Below are 24,846 nucleotides of genomic sequence, written 5' to 3' on the forward strand. Positions count from 1 at the left end.
GTAAGAAAAGATTAATTATTGAAACAACAATACGAAGAAGTGCTTTCTTCGTATTGCCGGTACTAAGTTGTACCTCGGCAACTCCAAGTACAATCAGAAAAATTGTCTTGTTAAGTACAGCTTATACTGTTTAGGCTTCTTGTTCTACATCGTCATTCAGTGTTTCTTTGAAGGTGAACACATCATCAATGGTTACGCCAAAGACGTTCGCGATGTCATGCGCAAGAAGTAATGAAGGATTGTACTTGTTTCGTTCCAGTTGAATAATTGTTTGTCGAGAGACACCGACTCGATTGGCCAAATCTTGCTGGGTCATACGAGCCATAGCACGATAAACATGAATTGAACTTTCAAACGAAGATTTTTTCTTTTTTCGCATAGCATTCCCTCCTTTAAAAGAAGATAAAATAGAATGTGCACCTTGAATATAACACATATGATTATTTGATACAAATATATTTTATTGCCTAAAAGAAAAAACCGAGCTTAAATTTAAGCTCGGCCTTGTTAACGGGAAGACATCAATTGGTTGAATGAGTGTTTACATTTCGCGATACATGTAAAGCAAAAGGTGAACGTGATGTGGTGAAACTAAAACCTTGTTTTCATACAGTTTCGACGCTTGGATGGTGGATAACTTGCGTTAGGTGATAACAGATAGGGTAAATGCTTTATAGAAACTCCATCCTTCTATAACCTTTCCCTATTTTCCGATACGAGTTATCACTAACAATTACTCTACACGTATTGTTTACAGGTGAATCTTGCAATTCTAACAACTTTGAGTTTACCGATTTTTATCTACTGAGAAAATCTTCAACCAATTGATTTGCATGTCCTCCTTACACTTAAAGAATAGCACTATTTGGAAGCGTTTGCAAGTTATAACTCTTATTAATAAGATTAAATATAATATTTTTCTGGTTATTTTATAACATGTAAAATAAATAATTGTGCGAACTAAATAACATTGTATTTTTTGTTGAATATATAGAAATAAACTATTTTTTTATCAGACAAAATGAAAAAAATGTCCATTGCTTTTTGGCTGAATTCGTTTCCTTTTTCATAAAATTCCCATAATCAAATAGAAACATTGCTGTAGCAACAACGAAAATACCAGTTTTTTCTGGATATATGAGAGAACGCTAAGCCAAAGATGAAAAAAGTTGCGTGTTCAAAAAAAATCATGTTATATTTAATAGAGACACTATTATATAGGAAGAAAAAATTAGAGGGGGAATAGGATGGAAGCTTACAAGCAATCTGTCGATACTGTCACAAAAGAAGTTTCAGTCAATACTGAAACTGGTTTAACACAACAAGAGGCCCAACAACGGCTGAAAGAAAATGGCCGCAATCAATTTGAAGAGGCTAAGAAGGATTCTGTGTTAAAGAAATTTATTCACAGTTTATCTGATTTTACAACGATTATTTTATTAGTTGCTGCGGCAATTTCGTTTTATACAGCAATCGTAACAGAACATGGCGAATATTTTGAAGGAATCTTAATTATTGCAATTGTGATTATCAATGCTGTTTTGGCCATTGTTCAAGAAGGAAATGCTGAAAAATCTCTGGCGGCTTTACAAGACATGAACAAGCAAAGTAGTGCAGTCTTACGAGATGGCAAGGTAATCGAAGTCGATGCTGAAGAACTAGTAGTAGGAGATGTTCTAGTTCTTGAAGCTGGTTCAATGATTACAGCCGATGCACGACTTATTCAAGCTTCTCAAATGCGCGTAGAAGAGTCAGCACTAACAGGTGAAAGTGAACCTGTTGAAAAAGATCCTACATACGTGGGGCATGACGATGATGGCTTAGGAGATCAAATAAATATGATTTTCAAAGGCTGTACCGTTGTGAATGGCCGCGGACGAGCAGTAGTAACTGCAACAGGAATGAATACGGAAATGGGTAAAATTGCTGGGTTACTGAATAACAGCGATCAGCAAAAAACACCATTACAAAAACGCTTGAATCAATTAGGCAAACGTATTAGTTTGTTAGCCTTAGGGGCTGCAGCAATTGTTTTCATTATTGGTGAACTGCAAGGAGAACCGCTTCTTGAAATGTTTATGACAGCCGTTTCCTTAGCGGTGGCAGCTGTACCAGAAACACTAACCGTGATTGTAACATTAACCTTAGCATATGGTGTTCAAAAAATGGCTAAGAAACATGCGATTATTCGTCGATTGCCAGCAGTAGAAACGCTAGGAACTGCGAATGTTATCTGTTCTGATAAGACAGGAACACTGACACAAAATAAAATGCGCGTCCGCCGAGTATGGCATCGTGGTGATGAAGTAACGGATACGGAAGATGCCATGACCGATGAAGCCATGGAAGTACTGAAAATGGCTGCTTTATGTACAGATGTCATTGTGGAAAAAGAAGGCGATGAATTAACTGTTACAGGGAATCCGACAGAAGCGGCAATTGTTCGTGCTGTCGAAGAAAATTATCATACTAAAGAAGAACTTGAAGAAAAATATCCTCGTATTGGTGAAATTCCCTTTGATTCAGAACGAAAAATGATGACTACGGTCCATCAATGGGGGAAAAAGTACATCTCAATTACTAAAGGAGCCTTTGATGTGTTACTACCTCGTTTTGGTTTCGGAGATGTCGATCAAGCGGCTATTGTTAATGATCGTTTCGGAAAACGAGCGTTACGAGTTATTGCTGTCGGTTATGCCGTATATGATGAACCACCCAAGGAAATTACATCAGAGGCTTTAGAAAAAAAACTTCGCTTGTTAGGCTTAATTGGCATGATTGATCCACCACGTCCAGAAAGTAAGGGCGCCATTGCTCGTGCGAAAAAAGCTGGAATTAAAACAGTCATGATTACTGGTGATCACGTGGTAACAGCCAGTGCAATTGCTAAAGAATTAGGAATTTTAAAAGATAAAAGTGAAGCCTTATCTGGTTCAGAACTGAAAAAAATGAGTGATGAAGAATTAGATAAACGTGTTAAAGATTTATCCGTTTATGCACGTGTAACCCCTGAAGATAAAATTCGAATTGTTCAATCATGGCAACGTTCTGGCGCTGTTGTAGCAATGACCGGAGATGGCGTGAATGATGCGCCAGCCTTGAAAGCTAGTGATGTCGGTTGCGCAATGGGGATTACTGGAACAGATGTGGCCCAAGGCGCTTCAGATATGATTTTGACGGACGATAACTTTGCAACTATTGTTGATGCGGTTGCGCAAGGACGTGCCGTGTACCGAAATATTCGTAAAGCCATTAACTTCTTGTTAAGCTGTAATATTTCTGAGATTTTTATTGTTTTAATTGCCATGTTACTTGGTTGGGGTGCGCCATTTACTGCAGTTCAACTGTTGTTTGTTAACGTTGTCGCAGATGGGTTACCTGGTTTTGCATTAGGAAAAGAACCAGCGGAAAAAGGAATTATGGATGAGGCACCAATCCCTAAAAACGAAGGGATTTTTGCACGAGGCTTATGGCAAAAGATTGGGATTAATGCAGCAGTGTTCACAGTCATTACTTTGTTTGGTTTTTACCTAGGTGCCTTTGTACCAGGTGTTTCAGCCTATGTTTCAAACAGCTATGAAGTTGGACAAACAGTGGCATTTTTAATCTTAGCTTATTCCTCTATCTTACATGTCTTTAATGTTCGTAGTGCGAACTCTGTTTTCCGTGTAAAATTATCAAGCAACAAGTCGCTCTTTGAAATGGTCGTTTTAGCATTACTAATTACCACAACCATTGCTTTATTACCATTCACACAAGAACTATTTGGATTAGTGCATATTAGTTTAAATCATTGGATGTTAGCAATTTTCCTATCCTTTGTGCCAATTTTCGTCAATGAAATGATTAAGTTCCATTTCTCTGAAGTTGAAGAGGAAGAAGAAGTGATTTAAATTTAACAGGAATAAAAGGAGCTACTTTTGTTCAGGGAATTATCTTAATAGTTAGCAAGTGGGGCAGCAGTCGTTTCGACTGCTGCCCCACTTATTTTTGATTTTCCTTTTTTCAAAATAGGTGGGTTTCTTATCTAAGATGAACATTCTCTAATAAAAAGACTTGCTAAACGATTTAAAACGTATTATAGTGAGTAGCATCGTTAGTCAAAAAGCGCTTTTTGACTAATGAAAAAGATATATAAAACGTTATATAATAAAGAGTTTTAAAAGTTTTTATGGAGCTGTTGGTTAAACTAAACGAAGTCATTTCTTTTGTAGGAGGAAAGTATTGTGTTACACAAAGCAGAGGGGTTTGATCGTCGGAAATTTACGATGGCAGGGATCTTAGTTGCCATGGGCGTTGTCTATGGAGATATTGGAACGAGCCCTTTATATGTAATGAAAGCCATTGTAGGAGATAATGGTGGCTTGGCACGGGTTTCTGAATCGTTTATTTTAGGTTCGGTCTCATTAATTTTTTGGACATTGACTATCTTAACCACGATTAAATATGTTGTTATTGCTTTAAATGCTGATAACCATGGAGAAGGTGGGATTTTCTCTCTTTATACATTGGTTCGTAAAAAAAGTAAGTATTTGATTATTCCCGCAATGATTGGCGGCGCCGCTTTACTGGCTGATGGCGTTTTGACCCCAGCTGTGACAGTGACGACAGCGATTGAAGGCTTACGGGGGATTCCGGCATTTTTTGAACATTTTGGCAATGACCAAACGATTATAGTGGTTATTACGTTGACGATTATTTTAATTCTTTTTTCTGTTCAACGATTTGGAACAGAATTGGTCGGGAAAGCTTTTGGGCCGATTATGTTCTTGTGGTTCACTTTTTTAGGCATCATTGGTTTAATGAATTTTAGCCAAGATTGGACGGTTATTCGTGCATTAAATCCATATTATGCTTTGCAATTACTAGTCAGTCCAGAAAATAAGTTAGGTCTATTTATTTTAGGGAATATTTTCTTGGCTACAACTGGTGCTGAAGCTTTATATTCTGATTTAGGGCATGTAGGAAAAATGAATATCCGCATTAGCTGGCCGTATATTAAGATTTGTTTGATTCTTAATTATTTAGGGCAAGCTGCGTGGTTGTTAACGGTCAAAGAAAACCCTGAAATGCAGGCATTAGCTGAAATTAACCCATTTTTCCAAATGATTCCACGAGGTATTCTCGTATTTGGCGTTGTTTTTGCAACAATCGCCGCAGTGATTGCTTCGCAAGCGTTAATATCAGGTTCGTATACTTTAGTTTCTGAAGCGATTAAATTGAAGTTATTACCAAGACTTAAAATTATTTATCCTGGGAGCAATATCGGTCAAATGTATATTCCAGCGGTAAATTTAATTTTGTGGCTAGCTTGTTCAGCAATCGTGCTGGCTTTTAGAACATCGACACACATGGAAGCTGCGTATGGTCTATCGATTACGATTACGATGTTAATGACAACCATTTTATTGTTGTTTTATCTTTTGGATAAAATTCCAGCTTGGTCTGCGTATCTAATTTCCTTGTTCTTTGCTGCCATTGAAGTTGTCTTTTTCTTTTCAAGTGCTGCGAAGTTTTTCCATGGTGGATATGTTGCTGTGGGAATGGCAGTCTTCTTGTTATGCATCATGATTATTTGGGAACGCGGCAACGAGATTAAGGAAGCGACGGCGGAACAAGTGTCGTTGGAAAAATATGTACCACAACTTAAAGCTTTGAAAGAAGATACATCTGTACCTATGTATCAAACCAACGTGGTCTTTTTAACCTCCGATCGAGTGGACGGCGAAATTAATCGTAATATTATTTATTCGATTTTGGACAAACAGCCAAAACGAGCGAATGTTTATTGGTTTGTTAATGTTCAGGTAACAGATGAACCCTTTACTCAAGAGTATTCTGTTGATATGTTAGGGACTGATTTTATTGTGCAAGTTCAGCTATATTTAGGCTTCCATATTTCTCAAGAAGTGAATGTATATTTAAGACAAATTGTTCATGACTTGATGAAAACAGGCCGCTTGCCAAAACAGCCACAACGTTATTCATTAACGCCAGGAAGAGAAGTTGGCGATTTCCAATTTGTATTAATTCAAGAAGAATTATCTAACGTTTCTGAACTGAAAAAATGGGATCGACAAATTATGCAGGCAAAATTAGCTATCAAAAACTTAACTACCTCTCCTGAAAGTTGGTTTGGCTTGGAATACAGTGAAGTCAAATATGAATCCGTTCCTTTAATCATTGGCCCACAACGGAAAACGCACTTAGTCGAACGAAAGAATCGTTCATAAATAGAAGAAATTTAACTAAAAGATTGAGCCTAAGTCCTTGAGATACATGGCTCAATCTTTTTTGTAGAATCAGAGTAAATACTGTAATTCCACAAAGAATTCATTTAAAAGCGTTTGGTCTTTAAAGGAATTCATCCGCTTAAAGATGGCCAGTAAGACTTCTTTTTGAGGTTCAGTTAATTGATCTACTTTTAACAAAGGAAGAAAAGCGATAATCAGAGAATAATCCAATTCTGGATTTTGAGAATGTGTAAATAATTCATGGAGTTCTGACAAAATAAACGGATGATAATAAGATTGGTCAGACTGTTCTTCTGCAGTTGTTGGTTCATAAATAGAAATACTCTCTTGGGAATGAGAGGGGGCTTCTACTGTTAACGGAAAAGCATAAAAGGACTGCTGTAACTTTTGCGCTTGAATCATAATTTTTAAGGAATCGTGATAGGATAGCTGTTCTTCAGATAAACGTCCCATCAACTGAGTAAAAAAAGGTGGTTTTAGCAGTTGTTTATTTTGAAAATTTTCTTTTATTAGCTGGCGCACAAATCGATCAAAATTACCATAAAGTAGCCAATCTACTGTTGTGTCACAGGCTTTAGCGATTTTTTTTAAGTATCGTTTATTTGGTAAATTCAAACCTAATTCCCAGTTACTAATTGTACTTCCACTAGATAAACCAATTTTATTGGCTAAATAACGTAAAGTGTACTTCTTCTTTTTTCGAGCTTCACGCATGCGCGCCCCGACTTGCTTTGTAGTAATTTTCATTGAAACACTCCTTTTGGAATAAATATGAGGATAAGGTGTTCTTAAAATATACATACGCAAAATTCAGCTCTTTTTTTTTCTAAACTAAAAAAAGTAATTATTTCTAACAATTTTCATCTTGTGCTATGCTTAAGATGAAAATACTTAAGAAGAGAAGGGATCATATGTCAGCAAAACATAATCATGAACAACATCAGGAAAAACAGCCAACAATGTCCCACGATAAAATGAATCACATGAATCATGACATGGCGCATGAACAAATGGCTATGTCACACCAACATGAAGGAATGAAGGGAATGGATCATTCAATGCATATGGGGAATTTTAAACAAAAATTCTGGCTGTCATTGATTTTAGCTATTCCGATTATTGTTCTTTCACCAATGATGGGTTTTCAATTACCTTTTCAATTTACTTTTCCAGGTTCTGATTGGTTGGTCTTAATTTTAGCAACTGTGCTATTTTTTTATGGTGGACAACCATTTTTAAGTGGCGCTAAAATGGAATTACAGCAAAAGAGTCCAGCAATGATGACGTTAATTGCGATGGGGATTTCGGTATCATATTTTTACAGCTTATATGCGTTTTACATGAATCATTTTACGAATCAGGCCCACGTGATGGACTTTTTCTGGGAATTAGCCACTCTGATTGTTATTATGCTTTTAGGCCATTGGATTGAAATGAATGCTATTTCTAATGCTGGTGATGCCTTGAAAAAAATGGCTGAACTGTTACCTGACACAGTCAAGCGAATGACTGAACATGGGGAAGAAGAAATTCCTTTGCAAGATGTCCAAGAAGGCGATCGCTTGATTGTTCGTTCGGGAGATAAAATTCCGACAGATGGTAAAATTTTGAAAGGAAGCACAACAGTCGACGAATCGATGGTTACAGGGGAATCAAAAACAGTAGAAAAAAACATTGGTGACTCCGTGATTGGTGGAGCTGTCAATGGCAACGGAATGATTGAAATTTCGGTAACTGGCACGGGTGAAAATAGTTACCTGTCAAAAGTTATGGAGATGGTTAAACAAGCGCAATCGGAAAAATCAAAACTAGAATCCATTTCAGACCGTGTAGCCAAGTGGTTATTCTATATTGCCTTATTCGTAGGTGTGTTAGCATTTATCGGTTGGTTACTCGTAACGAAAGATTTGTCTCTAGCATTTGAACGAATGGTTACAGTTTTTATTATTGCCTGTCCCCATGCGTTAGGCTTAGCAATTCCTTTAGTGATTGCTAGAAGTACCTCCATTGCTGCTAAAAATGGCTTACTTTTAAAAAATCGGAATGCATTAGAACAAGCCAATAAGGTTGAATATGTGTTGCTGGATAAAACTGGAACTTTAACAGAAGGACAATTTACAGTTACTGGCTTAGAATTAATGAGTAAGCAGTTTACTAGAGAAGAAGCACTTAAATATATTGGGGCATTGGAAAAAAATGCAAATCATCCGTTGGCAATTGGGATCATGAACTATTTAAATAAACAAGCCGTTCAACCTTATGAAGCCCATAATCTGCAAGCTTTATCAGGCGTAGGACTGGTTGCTACTGTTCAAAACCAAGAAGTCAAAATAGTCAATGAAAAAGAAGTTGCACGGTTACAGTTAACCTTCGATGAAACAATTAAAACAAACTATCAGGAGCAAGGAAATACCTTGAGTTATTTAATCATCGCTGGTCAATTAGTCGCACTGCTTGCTTTAGGAGATAAAGTCAAACCAGAAGCTAAAACATTTATTGCAGAGTTACAAGCGCAAGGAATTACGCCAGTCATGTTAACAGGGGATAATCAAACAGCCGCCAGTGCAGTTGCTAATTATTTAGGAATGAAGGAATACTACGCAGAGCTCTTACCAGAAGATAAAGAAAAAATTGTGCAACAATATCTTACTGAGGGACATCAGGTCATGATGGTAGGAGACGGTATTAATGATGCACCAAGTTTAGCCCGTGCTTCAATCGGCATTGCGATAGGCGCTGGTACAGATGTAGCGATTGATTCGGCAGATGTTGTACTGACGGATAGTGATCCTAAAGATATTTTAAGGTTCTTAGATTTAGCCAAACAAACACGACGTAAAATGATCCAAAATCTTTGGTGGGGAGCTGGGTACAATATTGTCGCCATTCCTTTAGCGGCTGGGGTCCTTGCACCACTTGGGATTGTTTTAAATCCAGCTGTAGGTGCTGTGTTGATGTCATTAAGTACAATTATTGTAGCAGCAAATGCTATGACACTGCATATTTCAAAAAAATAATTCGATATAATTGTAGAGAGCGGAAAGTAATCAATACTTTTTGTTCTCTATTTTTTTCTTCTTAAAAAAATTTTTGCCTTATTTGACGTATTCTTATAACAAGGGAGTGAAAGGGGACGATATATGGATTTCAAGGAATTATTGTCTTTTGAACATAAAAATATGTTGGAATTGTTGGATTTACTGCAACAAGAGCAGACATTTTCTGTTTTGATGGCTGCAGAAAAACTAAAGGTGAGCGACAAAACCATCCATTGTTACATTCAACGTTTTGAAAAAAAGCAGGAAACGTTTAAGATAGAAGGGCTTTGTAAGATTTATACAACGACCAAAGGAATTGTAAAATATCGTGAATTATGCGTTTGTGGCTTGGCTCGATTTAGACAAAAATTTTGTTATTTTATTCCCGAATTTTATATTTTACGTTGTCTAATTGAAGAGCGAATCAATTATGCGCAATTGACCCAGGTATTGGGATTACAGGAATCAACTCTTCGGAAGAAACTTTCTAATATTCGACGTTGGCTAGTTAATTTTGATATTATTGTACGTCAAAAACATTACGATTTAACTGGCAATGAATGGCAAATTCGACAGTTAATCCTTTGTTTTTATTTGTTTTTTCAAGAAAGCTGTCTAGAAGAAAACAGAGAAATGACTCGGAAAATCATTACCTTTTTTGAGTTGGATTTAAATGTAGCACAACAGAATCATCTTAGTTGGCTAATTTATATTTGGGAGAGACGATACCGAGGCGGGCATGAAATTTCAGTGCCAAATGCTAATTTATTTCAACAAACAAGTGCTTTTTTTATTTATTTCGTGTGGAAGTGTTGAGCACTTCTTTTATGTCTCTTAAAGAACAAAAAGCGTTATTTGTGATTCTTGAAGCACATTTTGGTGGTTGTTTTGGCAAGAGAGCGCGAAAGTATTTTATTCATGAGCAAATGAAAATAGAAAGTTTATGCTTAAAAACAGCTATTTTTATTATGAAAGAAATTAGGAGAAATTTTACACAACATCATTTTAATTATCAAGAAATTCATTTATGTCGATTTTTAAGTACGCATATGAATAGTTTATTAGACGGACAAGCATGGTTGCCAGCTCATAAACAGGAACAAACACTCGCTGCTCGTTATCAACAAACCTGGCACAGATTACAGAAACTAATTAGGCTTTTAAAGCGCCTATATCCAGTCTTTACTTCAGTAAAAGAACGGGAATTGACGAGTTGCTATTTTTATCACATCCTAGATTTATTTAACCCGATTTTATATGAAAAAAAATATATTATTTGCCTATTGACGGACTTTCCTCCAGAAAAGGAACAAGCGTTGGGACAATCTATAAAAAGCTATTTCAGTGAAAAAAAGAATATTACAATTATTCATGGAAAACCAACGTATCAACTTCACCAAGCACATCTCTTAATTGTCAATCATTTGTTTCAGATGAACGTAGCGCTTTCTTCTGAGACAGTTGTTTATTTGCCAGAGGAATTATCTCCTGCTTTTTTTGAAAAAGTCGAAGCGAATCTATCGTAAGAAGTCCAAATTTGTCTAAATAGTGTTAAAATGAAGAAGTAAGAGGAATGGATGAGGAGGATATTAAAATGAAACAACTACAATTTGGTACAAGTGACGAAACAGTTTCTTCGGTTATCTTAGGATGTATGCGCTTAAATGGTGCTGAAAATCCTCAACAGGTAATTGAAACTGCTTATGATCATGGCATTACATTTTTTGATCACGCCGACATTTATGGTGGCGGCGACTGCGAAACCATTTTTGGTAAGGCCTTAAAAGAAAGTACCATTCGTCGTGAAGATATTTTTATACAAACGAAATGTGGGATTCGTCAGGGCTTTTTTGACTTTTCAAAAGCACATATTTTAGAAGCGGTCGAAGGGAGTTTACAGCGTTTAGGTGTAGATTCAGTCGATGCATTATTGTTGCATCGTCCAGATACTTTAGTGGAACCAGAAGAAGTAGCTGAAGCTTTTCATTTATTAGAAAAACAAGGGAAAGTTCGCTATTTTGGTGTAAGTAACCAAACGCCAGGACAAATTGAACTTTTAAAAACAGCTGTTAAACAGCCATTATTAGCCAATCAATTACAATTTGGCATCAAGCATACTGGCATGGTGGATCAAGGCTTACAAACAAATATGGAAATATCAGGAAGCATTGATTATGATCATGGTATTTTAGATTATTCACGGTTGAAACAAATGACTATTCAAGCATGGTCACCGTACCAATATGGTTATTTTGAAGGTGTCTTTATTGGAAATGAAAAATTCCCTGAGTTAAATCAAAAATTAAGCGAATTGGCTGAAAAATATCAAACAACGCCAACTGGTTTAGCCAGCAGCTGGATTCTGCGCCACCCTGCTAATATGCAAGTCATCGCAGGAAGTATGAATCTTGGTAGAATTGAAGAAATTGCTAAAGCAGCAGACATTGTGATTAGTCGCGAAGATTGGTACGATATTTATCGTGCAGCGGGAAATGTTTTGCCGTAAAAAGATTCTCATACTTGTGAAGATCCAGCGTGTATTGCTGATTGATTTTGGTATTTGATATAGTTGTCACTAAGGAACTATGTCAAATACCTTTTTCTTTCATTCGGCAATCTCCGTCTACTGCAAATTCTGTAGTTTTTTGTTAAAATAGAAAGGAAACTAGTTTGCTAAAGATGAGGGGAAAAAAATGACCAAAAAAAAATTATTACTCGTTGATGGAAACAGTGTAGCCTTTCGTGCATTTTTTGCGCTACATAACTCATTAGAACGATTCAAAAATAAGAACGGCTTGCATACAAATGCTATTTATGCGTTTAACAATATGTTTGAAAATGTAATGCAAAAAGAAATGCCTACTCATGTTTTAGTCGCTTTTGATGCAGGGAAAACCACATTCAGAACAGAATTTTATTCAGAATATAAAGCCGGACGTTCAAAAACACCGGGGGAATTTAAAGAACAAATGCCGTATATTCGTGAACTTTTAGAAGGTTTAGGTGTAAAATATTATGAACTACCTAACTATGAAGCGGATGATATTATTGGTACATTAGCCAACAAAGTTGATAAAGATGAATTTGATGTTGTTGTGTTATCAGGGGACCGAGATTTGACACAATTAGCGACGGACACTGTCAAAGTAGATATCACTGTTAAAGGAGTTAGCGATATTGAATCATATACGCCTGAGCATATTGCTGAAAAATATGATGGGTTAACGCCTAAGCAAATTATTGATATGAAAGGGTTGGCTGGCGACACGTCGGATAACATTCCAGGTGTAACGAAAATCGGTGAGAAAACCGCGATTAAGCTGTTAAAACAATATGGCTCAGTTGAAGGGGTTTATGAGAATATCGATGAAATGAAAAAAAGCAAAATGAAAGAAAACTTGATTAATGATAAAGAGCAAGCCTTTCTTTCTAAACGTTTAGCGACAATTGAAGTCAATGCACCAGTCGAAGTCAATGTGGAAGACTTGGCATATGAAGGGAAAAACTTAGAAAAATTGGTTCCTTTTTATAAAGAAATGGACTTTAAACAATTTTTAGCTAAGTTGGACATTACAGAAGAACCTGTTGAAATGGAAGATATTTTATTTGAAGTAGTCGAAGATCAGTTAACCAATGAAATGTTTACAGACGATATGGCTCTTTATGTTGAGATGATGGAAGATAACTATCATACGTCACCGATTGTCGGCCTTGCTTGGGGCAACAACAAGAAGATTTATACCACGAATAATTTAGCTGTTTTTGAAAGTCAGCCATTTATCGATTGGTTGATGGATGAGACACGTAAAAAAAATGTCTATGATGCAAAACGGACGTACGTTGCACTAAATCGCTATGTAGGAAAAATGACAGGGATTGCCTTTGATGTTTTATTGGCTGCTTATTTACTTGATACCAATGACAATAACGCTGATATTGAAGGTGTAGCACAACATTACGGATATGATGCGATTCAATCTGATGAAGCTATTTATGGAAAAGGGGCCAAAAAAGGCTTGCCAGAGGACGAAGAAGTTTTCTTTGGTCATTTAGCACGTAAGATTAAAGCAATTCAATTTTTAACAAGCAAATTAGATAGCGAATTAACAGAAAAGAATCAAGCTGATTTATTCTATAAAATGGAATTACCACTTTCTCGTATTTTAGGCGATATGGAAATAACTGGTATCCGTGTTGATGCCACGCGCTTAAAAGAAATGCAAGTAGAATTTTCAGAACGTCTGAAAGAAATCGAAGAAAAAATCTATGCAGAAGCTGGCGAAGAATTTAATTTGAATTCACCTAAACAATTAGGCGTTATTTTATTTGAAAAAATGGGCTTACCTGTGATCAAAAAGACGAAAACTGGCTATTCAACAGCGGTAGATGTTTTAGAACAACTAAAAGAACAAGCACCAATTGTGGCCGATATTTTAACTTATCGTCAAATTGCCAAAATTCAATCGACCTATGTTGAAGGACTCTTAAAAGTAATTCAGCCAGATAATAAAATTCATACTCGGTATGTACAAACACTGACCCAAACAGGACGATTAAGCTCAGTAGATCCCAATTTACAAAACATTCCTATCCGTTTAGAAGAAGGCCGAAAAATTAGAGAAGCCTTCGTACCAAGAGAGGATAATTGGTTGATTTTCTCTTCTGATTACTCTCAAATTGAGTTACGTGTGCTCGCGCATATTTCTAATGATGAGCATTTAAAAGAAGCGTTTGTGGAAGGACAAGATATCCATGCCAGCACTGCAATGCGAGTTTTCGGTGTTGAAAAAGCAGAAGATGTCACACCTAACATGCGTCGTCAAGCTAAAGCGGTGAATTTTGGAATTGTCTATGGTATCAGTGATTATGGCTTGTCTCAAAACTTAGGCATTACTAGAAAACAAGCGCAACAATATATTGATACCTATTTTGAAAAATATCCAGGCGTGAAACAGTACATGGAAGAGATTGTCCGCGATGCCAAAGACAAAGGCTATGTGGAAACATTGTATCATCGCCGTCGTTATTTAAGTGATATTAATTCAAGAAACTTTAATCTACGTTCGTTCGCTGAACGTACAGCGATTAATACACCGATTCAGGGAAGTGCCGCAGATATTTTAAAAATTGCGATGATTGAAATGGCGCGTCGTTTAAAAGAAGAAAAATTACAAGCAACAATGTTATTACAAGTGCACGATGAATTAGTTTTTGAAGTACCAGAATCAGAATTAGAACAATTAAATCAACTCGTCAAAGAAGTGATGGAGCACGCAGTTTCCTTACATGTGCCACTTATCACCGATAGCAGTTGGGGAAAAACATGGTATGAAGCAAAATAATAGCTTACCCATTAAGAACGATGAATAAAATAAGGATAAGTAGGATCTGGACGTTGATATCTAAGCGTTCAGACCTCTTTATATAAAGGAGCAAAAATAATGCCAGAATTACCAGAAGTAGAAACAGTGCGAAAAGGACTTGAAAAACTTGTTGTAGGAAAAACCATTCAAGAAGTCATTGTTTTTTGGCCAAGAATTATTGAATCACCGGAAGTTGATGTATTTCAAGGTCAATTAGCTGGTCAAACGATTGAAGGAATTGAGCGAAGAGGAAAATTTCTGATTTTTAAATTGTCTGATAATGATATGATTTCTCACTTACGGATGGAAGGAAAATATGAGTTTCATCAGGCTGATGATGAAATTGCCAAACATACCCATGTAATGTTTACTTTTACAGATGGCACGCAATTACGTTATTTAGATGTACGGAAATTTGGGCGTATGACATTGGTTCCTAAGAATCAAGGTCATCAATATAAAGGGATTTTAGCTTTGGGGCCAGAGCCAACACCAGACGTTTTCCAATTAGCTACTTTTCAACAAGGCTTGAAAAAGCATCATAAAGCAATTAAGCCATTGCTGTTAGATCAAAAGCTAGTGACGGGTTTGGGGAATATTTATGTAGATGAAGCACTTTGGCAAGCGCAAATCCATCCAGAACAACCAGCAGATTCCTTAAAACCTGCGGAAGTTGCTACGTTGTATCAAGCAATCATTGACGTCTTGGCACGCGCTGTTGAAGCAGGTGGAACCACCATCCGCACCTATCTAAACGCGTTAGGAGAAGCAGGGACTTTTCAAGTAGCGTTGAATGTCTACGGGCAAACAGGCTTACCTTGCAATCGTTGTGGTACGCCAATTGTTAAAACAAAAGTGGCACAACGTGGTACGCATTATTGTCCACAATGCCAACAATTGAAAGGTCGTCGATTGAAATGACAAAAGTTTTAGGCATTACAGGAGGGATTGCGACAGGTAAAAGTACGGTTGTTGCTCTTTTTAAAAAAGCGGGTTATCCAATTGTTGACGGCGACATTATCGCCCGCGAAATTGTTGCAAAAGGGCAACCAGCCTTAGCCGCAATCGTTGAAACTTTCGGACCAGAAATAGTATTAACAACTGGTGAATTGGATCGGAAAAAATTAGGACAATTAATTTTCGCTAGTCCTCAAAAAAGAGAGCTGTTAAATGAAACGCTGAAACCTTTTTTAAGAAAAGAAATTTTACGTCAAATTGAAGAAGCTAAAAAGAAAGCCTCCCTGGTTATTGTTGATATTCCTCTGCTTTATGAAGCTCATTATGAGGCGATCATGGATCAAGTTGCTGTGGTATATGTACCAGAAAAGATTCAAAAAGAGCGTCTGATGGCCCGAAACCAATTAACAGAAGAAGAAGCGCAACAACGAATTGCTAGCCAATGGCCGATTGAAATGAAAAAAGAACGAGCAGATATCGTTTTTGATAATCAAGGAACTAGAGAAGAAACGGAACAACAAGTGAAGAAGTGGCTAGAGGAACAAACTGGAAAGAAGTGAATATTTTTTAAATGGCGTAAAATGTTTTGAAAATTTCAGAAAAAACAGTGAAAGTCTTTGTTTTTATTAAAGAATGGCAAAGATTCAACTAAGAACCAGTTCTAAAGACCTAGTAATAGCGCAATTTCATGTTATAATATAGGCAACAAAAATTATACAGAATAGAAGAGGTGAACGTTATGCGTTGTCCAAGATGTCATCATAATAATTCCCGTGTTATTGATAGCCGTCAAGCAGATGATGGACGTGCAATTCGCCGTCGTCGTGAATGTGAAAATTGCAGTTATCGGTTCACTACATTTGAAAGAATTGAAGCGGCGCCATTACTTGTAATCAAGAAAAATGGGGATCGTGAAGAATTTAATCGTGATAAAATTTTGCGTGGGCTCATTCGCTCTGCGGAAAAAAGACCCGTTGCTATGGAACAAATGGTTCAAATTGTTGATAATGTTGAAAATCGAGTGCGTAGTTTAGGGGAAAATGAAGTCTCTACAACGCTTATCGGTGAATATGTGATGGAAGATTTAGTCAATCTAGATGAAATTGCCTACATCCGCTTTGCGAGTGTTTATCGACAATTCAAAGATATGAGCGTGTTTTTGAAAGAGTTACAGGACATTGTCGACAAAGCAAAATCTTCTTCTCCTGACTCAGAAAATTAAAAAGGAGGTCTTTCTTTGAAAGGAAATCGGCAAAGAATCCAACCAAAAAATATTTTTCAAGCGGTTATTGATTCACCGCTTTCTGATCAAGAGAAAGAGGTTTTAACCTTTTTATATCAACCAATTGTCGGCGCCAATGCGTTTAGTTTATATTGGCTTTTGTTATCTGAAACAACAGACTCAGAGGAGAATGGCTCGCTGTTTCATGCAGATTTAATTAGTTTGCTGGACTTGAGTTGTCAACAATTAGAAGAAGCTTGCTACAAATTAGAAGGCATTGGGTTGCTAGAAACGTATAAAAAAACAGATCGGGAATTAGGAGATTGTTATTTATATTATTTAAAAGCACCTGAAACAGCCGCTCGTTTTTTTAAAGATGAAGTGTTAGCTTTAGTGTTATTTAATCGGGTTGGACAACGGAAATTTGATCAATTAGTGCAAAAGTTCCAACCGCATCCTACTAAAACAGAGGGCTATCAAAATGTTTCCGCTAGCTTTAAAGAGGTTTATGCCTTTAAAGAAGAACAAATTGTTTCCGAAGCGAACCGATTGACAACGATTCAAGAAACTTTTTCTCAACAAGAAAAATCGAAGAAAATTTCTGTATCAACGGATTCTTTTGATTGGCACTATTTTGTGGAAGGTTTGCACCGTTTAGGTTTACAACTGCCTGAAGATGAGGCTAGTTTTCAAGAAGAAGTCTATGTTTTTCATCAATTATATGGCATCAATGAGTTAGATATGGTAGACTTTGCTTCGAAATCATTTGACTATTATACAAGTCGAATTTTGCCTAAGGAATTAGTGCGAACGATTCATCAAGCGTTTGATCCTGATAAAAAACCACAACCAACAAACGTAGTGACAAACAAGCAAGCACAATTGACGGTGGAAGAGCAACAAACGTATCGATATAACGCATTAAAAATGAATGGTTTTTCTGAACTAGATATTCAAATGATTATGGATAGTGAAAAGAATCCGCCTATTCAATATTTAGAAGCTTTAAAAAATAGTCGAGGCGGCTATACGACACCACAAGAACGTTCATTAGTGAAATATTTGATTGCTAAATCAGGCTTACCGACTAGTGTGATTAATATTTTGATTAACTATGTTTACAACATTCAACAACAACCGACTTTAAAAGCGGAGTATGTGAATCGAATTGCGAATGAATGGGGACAAAGTGGCATTCATTCACCAGAAAAAGCAATTGAACATGTCAGAGAATTGGCAAAACAAAGCCAAACCAAACAAAAACAGCGACAACAAAATTATTCAGGGAAATGCCAAACTGTTCGACAAGAGCGATTGCCAGAATGGGCAGATCAGCCAAACGATGAAACAAAACTTTCCCCAGAAGAACAAGCCGAGTTAGATCGACAAATTCAAGAATTTTTAAACCAAGGAGGTGACCAATGATGGAAGACGTAGGAAAAGAAATGTCAAAAATTATCCAGAAGCGTGACATCAATGAACGATATGAAGAGCTGGTTAACGAAGTATTGAAAGATCAAGATGTTCAAGCCTTTATACAAGCAAACCGAGAGCGTTTAACCGATGAAGATATTCGTAAAAGTTATGCTAAGCTGTATGAATTTGTTCAAGAAAAAAAGAAATTTCAAGTAAACGATCCGGCAATGATTGCCCCCGGCTATGAGCCAAGATTAATGTTGAATTTTCATTACATTGATGTAACGTATGTCCCAACGGCTGATTTAATCGCCCGTCAGAAGGAAGAAGAAATTCGTAATCGAGTAAGGGCAATGGACATGCCAAAAGATGTCCGAGAAGCAAATTTACGAGATTTCGATCCATCTTCTCAAGGTCGAGCCAAAGCGTTAGCAGAAGCAATGCAATTTTTAAGAGAATATCCTGCGACACCAAAAGAATTTCATAAAGGGCTCTATTTACAAGGCCCCTTCGGTGTAGGAAAATCTTTCTTATTAGGTGCGATGGCTAATGCTTTAGCAGAACGTGGATTTACTACGACAATTGTTCATTTTCCAACATTTACAGTAGAAATGAAGCAAGCCATTGGTCGCGATCAAGTTGGTGAAAAGCTCGATGCAGTAAAAAAATCCCCTATATTAATGATTGATGACATTGGTGCGGAATCCATGACTAGTTGGATTCGTGACGACGTTTTAAGCGTAATCTTGCAATACCGAATGCAAGAACAATTAGTTACTTTTTTCTCTTCCAATCTAGATTTAAAAGCTTTAGAAGAGCATTTAACCGTGACGCAACGAGGAGAACAAGAGCCGCTAAAAGCCAGACGAATTATGGAACGTGTGCGTTATCTGTCAAAAGAGATTACGATGACAGGAAATGATCGACGAAACGGTTAAAGCAATCCTTTTATTTTTATGGATTGCTTTTTTTCTTGCGCTTGAAGAGGTAGCGTAAGTTTCGCAAAAACAAGTACTTTTGTGTACACTGACAATAAAGAAGTGAGGAAAAGAGGCGTAACAATGAAGAGAAAACTTTGGATTTTTATTGGGGTATTCGTGGTGCTTCTGGGAGGATATTTTCTTTTGTTTAGAGAAAAATCCTATAAAGTAGAGGTGGAAAAAGTGAATCCAAAAATTCAACGCTTAATGTCGACAGACAAACAACATTTTTTAACAAAACATGAATTTCACACAAAAGAAACCGCTAAACGCAAAGATTTGTTGAAGTTTTTTATTGAAACCCGGCTCAAAACAGACGGCGGTTTTTTAACCAATTATTTACCAGATGCTGAACGCAAAGATGTCGCCACAGGACATGAGTTGCTAAGTGAGTCTTCGGGTCTATATTTGCGTAATTTAGCTTTTGATACGCAGGGACGTTTTGATAATTTTTACAAGCAGACGAAAGACACCTTTTACGACGGCGTCCAATTTAGTTACCGAATTGACGAGCAAGGCAATAAGTACAATGTCAATGCCTCGATTGATGATTTACGGATCATTCGTTCATTAATTGAAGCAGGGGGGCATTTTAAAACAGATCAGTACGATCAAGAAATTAAAAAATTAGGCAAGAGTTTTATGAAAACCTCTATGAAAGATAATATTCTAATTGATTTTTACGATAGTAAATCAAAACAACAGTCTTCAGAAACTTCTTTGTTTTATATTGACTTAATTACGCTGGGTTATCTATACAAAGAATTTGGGATTTCAGCAGACTACTTGCAGTATCATTACCAATTAATAGATGATGGCTATATTTCTGATGATTTACCTCTTTATCAAACGGAGTTTAATCATCAAACAAATAAATACGAAAACAACGGAACACTTAATATTATTGAATCTTTATTAACGATTGTCCATTTAAGTGAAGTGGGTATGGCGAAGCAGACTAGTATTGATTTTGTGCGAAAACAAGTTCAGCAAGGAACGCTTTTTAACTCGTATGATTTAAATGGATCGCCCGTGGATAAAAATCAATCTGCAGCTAGTTATGCGATAGCGGCTTTAATTGGTGTTGCCGAAAATGACAAAGAGTTGTATCGTGCGGCAATTACAGTACTTAATAATTTTCAAATTATGGATTCAAGCAGTCCGATTTATGGAGGATTTGGTGATAAAGTTACGAAACAAGTCTATTCCTATAATAACTTAATGGCTCTTTTGGCCTATGATTTCTAGATGAGGTGAAAGCATGGAAAAGATCAAAAAATACATGAACTCGGCTTTTGAATGGTTGAGTCGTTATATTTCTCCAAGTCTTTTGGCCGTTTTAGGGATTGGGTTAGTGACAAGCATTTTGTTATTTGTTTATCCGATTAATGGCTTGGGAGATAATGGCGAGTATTTTCGTGTGTTAAATTCAAATAGTCTTTATCGTGTCAATGGTGATAGCTACGACAATGTGGCCTATTTTGTTAAGGACTTTTCAATTATGCGTTATTTTAATGAAACAACGACGCACTTTGTTTCCACTCAACAATTTTTCATCACCATTGCCATTTGGCTTAATAAACTTTTTTATAGTCAAACACTTTTCGATATTCGTTTCTTAGGTTTCGTTTATCTTAGTTGTTTTTTAGTGTCAATTTATATTCTGGTACGAGGCTTAACCGAAGGAGTATCTTTGAAAAAAAGTTATCTTATCTCCTTGTTGGTTATTTTCATCTTGGGGGATACCTCCTATACGATTTATTTTAATTCCTTTTATACAGAAGCGACGAGTTTTTTACTTTCTGTGAGTGTCTTAGCATTTTCAGTCTATTTTTATCGGGTGACGAAACCAAGAACTTGGCTCAGAAGAATAGTTTTAGTTATCTTGGCACAAGCAGTAGTACTTTTAATAGGAACAACACGCCAAGAATATTTGCTGATTATTGGCGTAATTATTGCTGGATTAGGATTTTTTGTCTACTTGTCACAACGTTACCAACGATTGTCAATGACGGCCTTTTTAATTGCGTTGATTGGTTTTACAACGTTAGCGGCTTTTATCGTTCCTAACGATATCTATGAACGTGATGTCTACCACAGTATGACGCGCGGTGTAATGAAGGATAGTAAGGTTCCAGATAAACGGATGTCAGAGGGCGGAATCAACCCGCAATATGGGTTGCAAAAGGGACGTTCCTACTTTGAAGAATACAGTCCTGTGTCACCAACTTCTGAACAAATGAAAAAAGATTTTTTTGATAAAACGAGTTTTGGATGGGTGTTATTGAATTATTTAAATTATCCATCTGAATTATGGCAAGGACTGAATTCAGCGGTCCCAAATGTTTACTTAGTAAAGCCTAATAATGTGGGGAATTTTGAGAAAACGACGGGGCGTGCACCGCTGGAACAATCTAAATTTTTTATGGTGTATAACCGTATTAAAGCCAGTTTTTTCCCTAAAAACTTTGCTTTCTATCTATTATTAGGCGTGATTCTGTTTGGTTTATATGGCGTTGGTTTATACAGAGGACTCAAGAGAAACGAACCCAGATTAGTTTTTCGCTTCTTTTTAATGACAGGGATTTATCTAAATTTATTAGTTGTTTTCATTTCAACAATTATTATTGATGGGGATAGTGACTTAGTACGTCATTTGTTTTTAGTCTCAGTATTTTTAGATTTTCTCTTGTTACAAATTGTTTCTGATGTTATTGGTAAACGAATGTGGCAAGATACAACACCACAAGTCATTGGGGAGGTAGAGGGAATTGAAAAATAAACAATATCTTATTGGCTGGGTGTGTTTCTTACTCTTTTTCGTTTTTTGTGGCTTTGCCAAACCGGCGCTGGCTGCACCAAGTAAACATGTCTTACTTGTCTATGACAGCTTGAATATTGCTGGGAAAAAAGAAAATGATGTGGATGCTTTACAACGAGTGTTGACGAGTTTTGGAGTAGAAGTTCAGAGTGTGGCGGTGTCAGACTATGTGCCTGGCGAATTGCTAAATGATGGCTATGACAGTTTGATTTCTATGGTGAATTGGCCTGAACAAGCCGGCGTTATTGCCTCTGATTTTCTAGCAGATCGAGTTCATTTTAAAGGCAAACAATTACACATTGGTCGAAACATGCGTGACGATGAAAAACAATATTTTAGCGGTACGTGGAAAGAATTAAGTCATCGTCAATATCGGTTAGAAGATGAAAAAAACCGCTTTTCTCAAGTATTGCCTTTTCAAGATCAATCAGTTGTGCTGGAAAATACGCAAGGTCAGACGGTTGGCCGATTAAAAACACAAGAATTAGCACCAGAAGAATATCCATTTGGTGTAATTGAGAATGGGCATGCTTTTCTACCAATGTTTGAACGCAAAGGCGCTGTTTTTTTAGAAAGCTTAGACGTGATTAGTCAATGGCTGGAAAGTGAAAAAATGTCACGGCCGTTTTTGACGATTTCTGATTTTAACCCGTTAAGAGATATGTCCGTCGCAACCTATTTGCAAGAAGAATTAGTTAAAACCACGTATCCTTATATTTTATCCAGTACGAGCGTTTCACAAAACAATACGATTTTACCTTATAAACTATTTACGAATGCGTTACGTGCGTTTGCTTCGACGGGGGTTATTTTCTTAGAAACACCGGTCGTTAACAATGTTGATTTAAATGACCAACGTGCTTTGAAACAATTGATGGAGCAGCAGATTAGTTTATTGGTCGACAGACATGTCTATCCAGTAGGCATTTCTGCTCCAGGATACTGGAATCAAGACCTTCAATATCAAGAGGATGGTCTAGCAATTAGTGATACAGTGATTCTAAGAGAAAATCCGCCGATTGAACGCGTTTTTTATCGGAACCAAACGGGAGAATCAATCACTTATAAGAATGCTTTGTTTGATTTACCGTATGATTATTTATCGGGGATTGAATGGACGGATAAAGATAATCCGAATGACTATCGATTTCCAATGCCGACCACCATTAGTTTTTCATTTCCAAATTCTAAAAAAGAAGTGGATCATCTAATTCAAGAAGTCAAGGAAGCACCAATAGTGTTTAGTGTTTCAGAAGCGGATCAACATTTCACTGTTCAAACACAAACGCAGAAAATCGAATTTCGGAATAATCGGTTCTTCTTAAACAATCAAATTGTCAATGGTTTGGCTGATACAGGGGTCTCAACAGTTGAAAAACAACGATTTACAGGGTTATTTTCATTCTTTTTTAGCATCACAAATAATATTTTAGTTGGCGTTGTTACACTAACTTTAATCATCCTGATTATTTTGTTTATGATTGGACGAAAGAATTATCGGTCGAAATATATTAATAAGGAGGAAGACAAATGACCATTGCTGACATTGTAATGTTAACAGCAACTATCATTATTTGGAGTCTACTAATTGTAAATATTCTCTTAGTTATTTTTGGCTATGTTTATTATTTAAAAACAGATCCTGTCGCACCACCACCTGTAGAGGACGAAGACGCGCCGTTTGTTTCAATTATGGTGCCGGCCCATAATGAAGGAATTGTCATTGTGCGGACAGTTGAAGCGTTATTGAATTTTAATTATCCGCAAGATCGCTATGAAATTATTGTGATTAATGACAACTCAAGTGATAATAGTGCTGAGCTTTTAGCGAATGTCCAAAAAAAGGCGGTTAATCGAAATTTGCAGATTATTAATACAGACAATATAACAGGTGGGAAAGGTAAGTCTAATGCCTTAAACATTGGTTTCAAGCAAGCCAAGGGGGACGTGATTGCCATTTATGATGCGGACAATACACCTGAACCGAATGCACTCCGTTATTTAGTTGGAGAGTTAATCGCTAGTGAGGAATACGGCGCGGTTATTGGTAAATTTAGAACGAGAAATCGCAATGCAAGCTTGTTGACACGCTTTATTAATATCGAGACACTGGCCTTTCAATGGATGGCACAAGCCGGTCGTTTTCAATTATTTAAGTTATGCACGATTCCTGGCACAAATTTCATTGTTCGTCGTAGTATTATTGAAGCCATTGGCGGCTGGGATGACAAAGCGTTAGCCGAAGATACAGAAATCAGTTTCCGCATCTATATGATGGGCTATAAAATTAAGTTTCAACCAAAAGCAGTGACGTGGGAGCAAGAGCCACAAACTTTGTCAGTTTGGTTCCGGCAACGGACGCGATGGGTCAAAGGCAATATTTATGTCATTGTTAAAAATGCTAAATTATTGTTTAATCCTAAAGCGAGTCGGATCCGTTTTGATATCTTATATTTCTTGTCCATTTATTTTCTCTTAATGACATCGCTCGTTTTGTCAGACATCATGTTAGTTTTATCAATGTCTGGTTACTTAACAACGACCCTGCAAGGATTTAGCAATTCCTTGTGGTTGTTAGCGATTTTGTTATTTATTTTCAGTACTTTTGTCAGTATTACAACCGAAAAAGGCGAAATGACTTTAGAGAATATCTTAATTATTGCCTTGATGTATATTACATACAGTCAGATGTGGCTAGTAGTCGCCGCTTATGGCATGGTGATGTATATTAAAGAAAATGTTTTTCATAAACAAACACAAACAAAATGGTACAAAACTGAACGATTTAAATAAGG

16 protein-coding genes and 1 pseudogene are annotated in these 24,846 nt (G+C 36.7%); 15 read left to right on the forward strand and 2 right to left on the reverse strand.

Annotated features, from left to right (window positions below):
* Positions 1-130: 130 nt before the first annotated feature.
* On the reverse strand, positions 131-436 hold the full coding sequence (locus PYW42_RS03490; protein WP_002355748.1) for a helix-turn-helix transcriptional regulator: 306 nt from the start codon (positions 434-436) through the stop codon (positions 131-133).
* A gap of 811 nt (positions 437-1,247) precedes the next feature.
* Here PYW42_RS03490 and PYW42_RS03495 point away from each other — a divergent pair.
* A complete protein-coding gene (locus PYW42_RS03495) occupies positions 1,248-3,893 on the forward strand; it encodes a calcium-translocating P-type ATPase, PMCA-type (protein WP_002409319.1) in 2,646 nt (881 codons plus the stop codon).
* A gap of 333 nt (positions 3,894-4,226) precedes the next feature.
* Positions 4,227-6,233, forward strand: a complete 2,007-nt coding sequence (locus PYW42_RS03500) for a KUP/HAK/KT family potassium transporter (protein ID WP_002388974.1) — start codon at positions 4,227-4,229, stop codon at positions 6,231-6,233.
* Between the two features lie 69 nt (positions 6,234-6,302).
* Here PYW42_RS03500 and PYW42_RS03505 read toward each other — a convergent pair whose 3' ends face one another.
* Entirely contained in the window at positions 6,303-7,001 is a 699-nt protein-coding gene (locus tag PYW42_RS03505) for a helix-turn-helix domain-containing protein (protein WP_002388948.1), read from the reverse strand.
* A gap of 125 nt (positions 7,002-7,126) precedes the next feature.
* Between PYW42_RS03505 and PYW42_RS03510 the strand changes: the two genes are divergently transcribed.
* The 13 genes and pseudogenes from PYW42_RS03510 (at position 7,127) to PYW42_RS03570 (ending at position 24,844) form a co-directional block, all read left to right on the forward strand.
* Positions 7,127-9,271, forward strand: a complete 2,145-nt coding sequence (locus PYW42_RS03510; protein WP_002409318.1) for a heavy metal translocating P-type ATPase — start codon at positions 7,127-7,129, stop codon at positions 9,269-9,271.
* A 123-nt stretch (positions 9,272-9,394) separates the two neighbouring features.
* Positions 9,395-10,818, forward strand: a pseudogene (locus PYW42_RS03515) (helix-turn-helix domain-containing protein).
* A 68-nt stretch (positions 10,819-10,886) separates the two neighbouring features.
* Positions 10,887-11,798 (forward strand): aldo/keto reductase, encoded by a 912-nt coding sequence (locus PYW42_RS03520; RefSeq protein ID WP_002355754.1) that lies wholly within the window; start codon positions 10,887-10,889, stop codon positions 11,796-11,798.
* Positions 11,799-11,985: 187 nt separating this feature from the next.
* Positions 11,986-14,634, forward strand: coding sequence for a DNA polymerase I (gene polA, locus PYW42_RS03525; protein WP_002355755.1), 2,649 nt, complete (start codon positions 11,986-11,988; stop codon positions 14,632-14,634).
* Between the two features lie 99 nt (positions 14,635-14,733).
* Positions 14,734-15,576 (forward strand): DNA-formamidopyrimidine glycosylase, encoded by an 843-nt coding sequence (gene mutM, locus PYW42_RS03530; protein ID WP_002355756.1) that lies wholly within the window; start codon positions 14,734-14,736, stop codon positions 15,574-15,576.
* Complete coding sequence (coaE, locus tag PYW42_RS03535; protein ID WP_002358808.1) at positions 15,573-16,172, forward strand: dephospho-CoA kinase; 600 nt, start codon at positions 15,573-15,575, stop codon at positions 16,170-16,172. The genes mutM and coaE overlap by 4 nt, the downstream gene beginning before the upstream one ends.
* Positions 16,173-16,351: 179 nt before the next feature.
* A complete protein-coding gene (nrdR, locus tag PYW42_RS03540; RefSeq protein WP_002381296.1) occupies positions 16,352-16,834 on the forward strand; it encodes a transcriptional regulator NrdR in 483 nt (160 codons plus the stop codon).
* Between the two features lie 15 nt (positions 16,835-16,849).
* Entirely contained in the window at positions 16,850-18,259 is a 1,410-nt protein-coding gene (locus tag PYW42_RS03545; protein ID WP_002388813.1) for a replication initiation and membrane attachment family protein, read from the forward strand.
* A complete protein-coding gene (gene dnaI / locus PYW42_RS03550; protein ID WP_002370731.1) occupies positions 18,259-19,188 on the forward strand; it encodes a primosomal protein DnaI in 930 nt (309 codons plus the stop codon). The genes PYW42_RS03545 and dnaI overlap by 1 nt, the downstream gene beginning before the upstream one ends.
* 81 nt (positions 19,189-19,269) lie before the next feature.
* The gene (locus PYW42_RS03555) at positions 19,270-20,478 is read left to right on the forward strand and encodes a hypothetical protein (protein ID WP_002411042.1); all 1,209 of its coding nucleotides are present in this window, start codon (positions 19,270-19,272) and stop codon (positions 20,476-20,478) included.
* Positions 20,479-20,491: 13 nt separating this feature from the next.
* Positions 20,492-22,012: a glycan biosynthesis hexose transferase WsfD gene (gene wsfD, locus PYW42_RS03560; protein WP_002385037.1), complete on the forward strand. Its 1,521-nt coding sequence runs from the start codon at positions 20,492-20,494 to the stop codon at positions 22,010-22,012.
* Positions 22,002-23,585: a hypothetical protein gene (locus tag PYW42_RS03565; protein WP_002388969.1), complete on the forward strand. Its 1,584-nt coding sequence runs from the start codon at positions 22,002-22,004 to the stop codon at positions 23,583-23,585. The genes wsfD and PYW42_RS03565 overlap by 11 nt, the downstream gene beginning before the upstream one ends.
* A complete protein-coding gene (locus PYW42_RS03570; RefSeq protein ID WP_002355764.1) occupies positions 23,582-24,844 on the forward strand; it encodes a glycosyltransferase family 2 protein in 1,263 nt (420 codons plus the stop codon). Before PYW42_RS03565 ends, PYW42_RS03570 begins: the two co-directional genes overlap by 4 nt.
* Positions 24,845-24,846: the final 2 nt, after the last annotated feature.

This window comes from Enterococcus faecalis (assembly GCF_029024925.1).
GTDB classification, from domain to species: domain Bacteria; phylum Bacillota; class Bacilli; order Lactobacillales; family Enterococcaceae; genus Enterococcus; species Enterococcus faecalis.

What these genes read in the sequence shown, in the direction of transcription:
- PYW42_RS03490 (WP_002355748.1), bottom strand. Translation starts at nt 436, where the DNA reads ATGTGTTATATTCAAGGTGCACATTCTATTTTATCTTCTTTTAAAGGA.
- PYW42_RS03495 (WP_002409319.1), top strand. Translation starts at nt 1,248, where the DNA reads ATGGAAGCTTACAAGCAATCTGTCGATACTGTCACAAAAGAAGTTTCA.
- PYW42_RS03505 (WP_002388948.1), bottom strand. Translation starts at nt 7,001, where the DNA reads ATGAAAATTACTACAAAGCAAGTCGGGGCGCGCATGCGTGAAGCTCGA.
- PYW42_RS03510 (WP_002409318.1), top strand. Translation starts at nt 7,127, where the DNA reads ATGCTTAAGATGAAAATACTTAAGAAGAGAAGGGATCATATGTCAGCA.
- PYW42_RS03520 (WP_002355754.1), top strand. Translation starts at nt 10,887, where the DNA reads ATGAAACAACTACAATTTGGTACAAGTGACGAAACAGTTTCTTCGGTT.
- polA (WP_002355755.1), top strand. Translation starts at nt 11,986, where the DNA reads ATGACCAAAAAAAAATTATTACTCGTTGATGGAAACAGTGTAGCCTTT.
- mutM (WP_002355756.1), top strand. Translation starts at nt 14,734, where the DNA reads ATGCCAGAATTACCAGAAGTAGAAACAGTGCGAAAAGGACTTGAAAAA.
- coaE (WP_002358808.1), top strand. Translation starts at nt 15,573, where the DNA reads ATGACAAAAGTTTTAGGCATTACAGGAGGGATTGCGACAGGTAAAAGT.
- nrdR (WP_002381296.1), top strand. Translation starts at nt 16,352, where the DNA reads ATGCGTTGTCCAAGATGTCATCATAATAATTCCCGTGTTATTGATAGC.
- dnaI (WP_002370731.1), top strand. Translation starts at nt 18,259, where the DNA reads ATGGAAGACGTAGGAAAAGAAATGTCAAAAATTATCCAGAAGCGTGAC.
- wsfD (WP_002385037.1), top strand. Translation starts at nt 20,492, where the DNA reads ATGGAAAAGATCAAAAAATACATGAACTCGGCTTTTGAATGGTTGAGT.
- PYW42_RS03570 (WP_002355764.1), top strand. Translation starts at nt 23,582, where the DNA reads ATGACCATTGCTGACATTGTAATGTTAACAGCAACTATCATTATTTGG.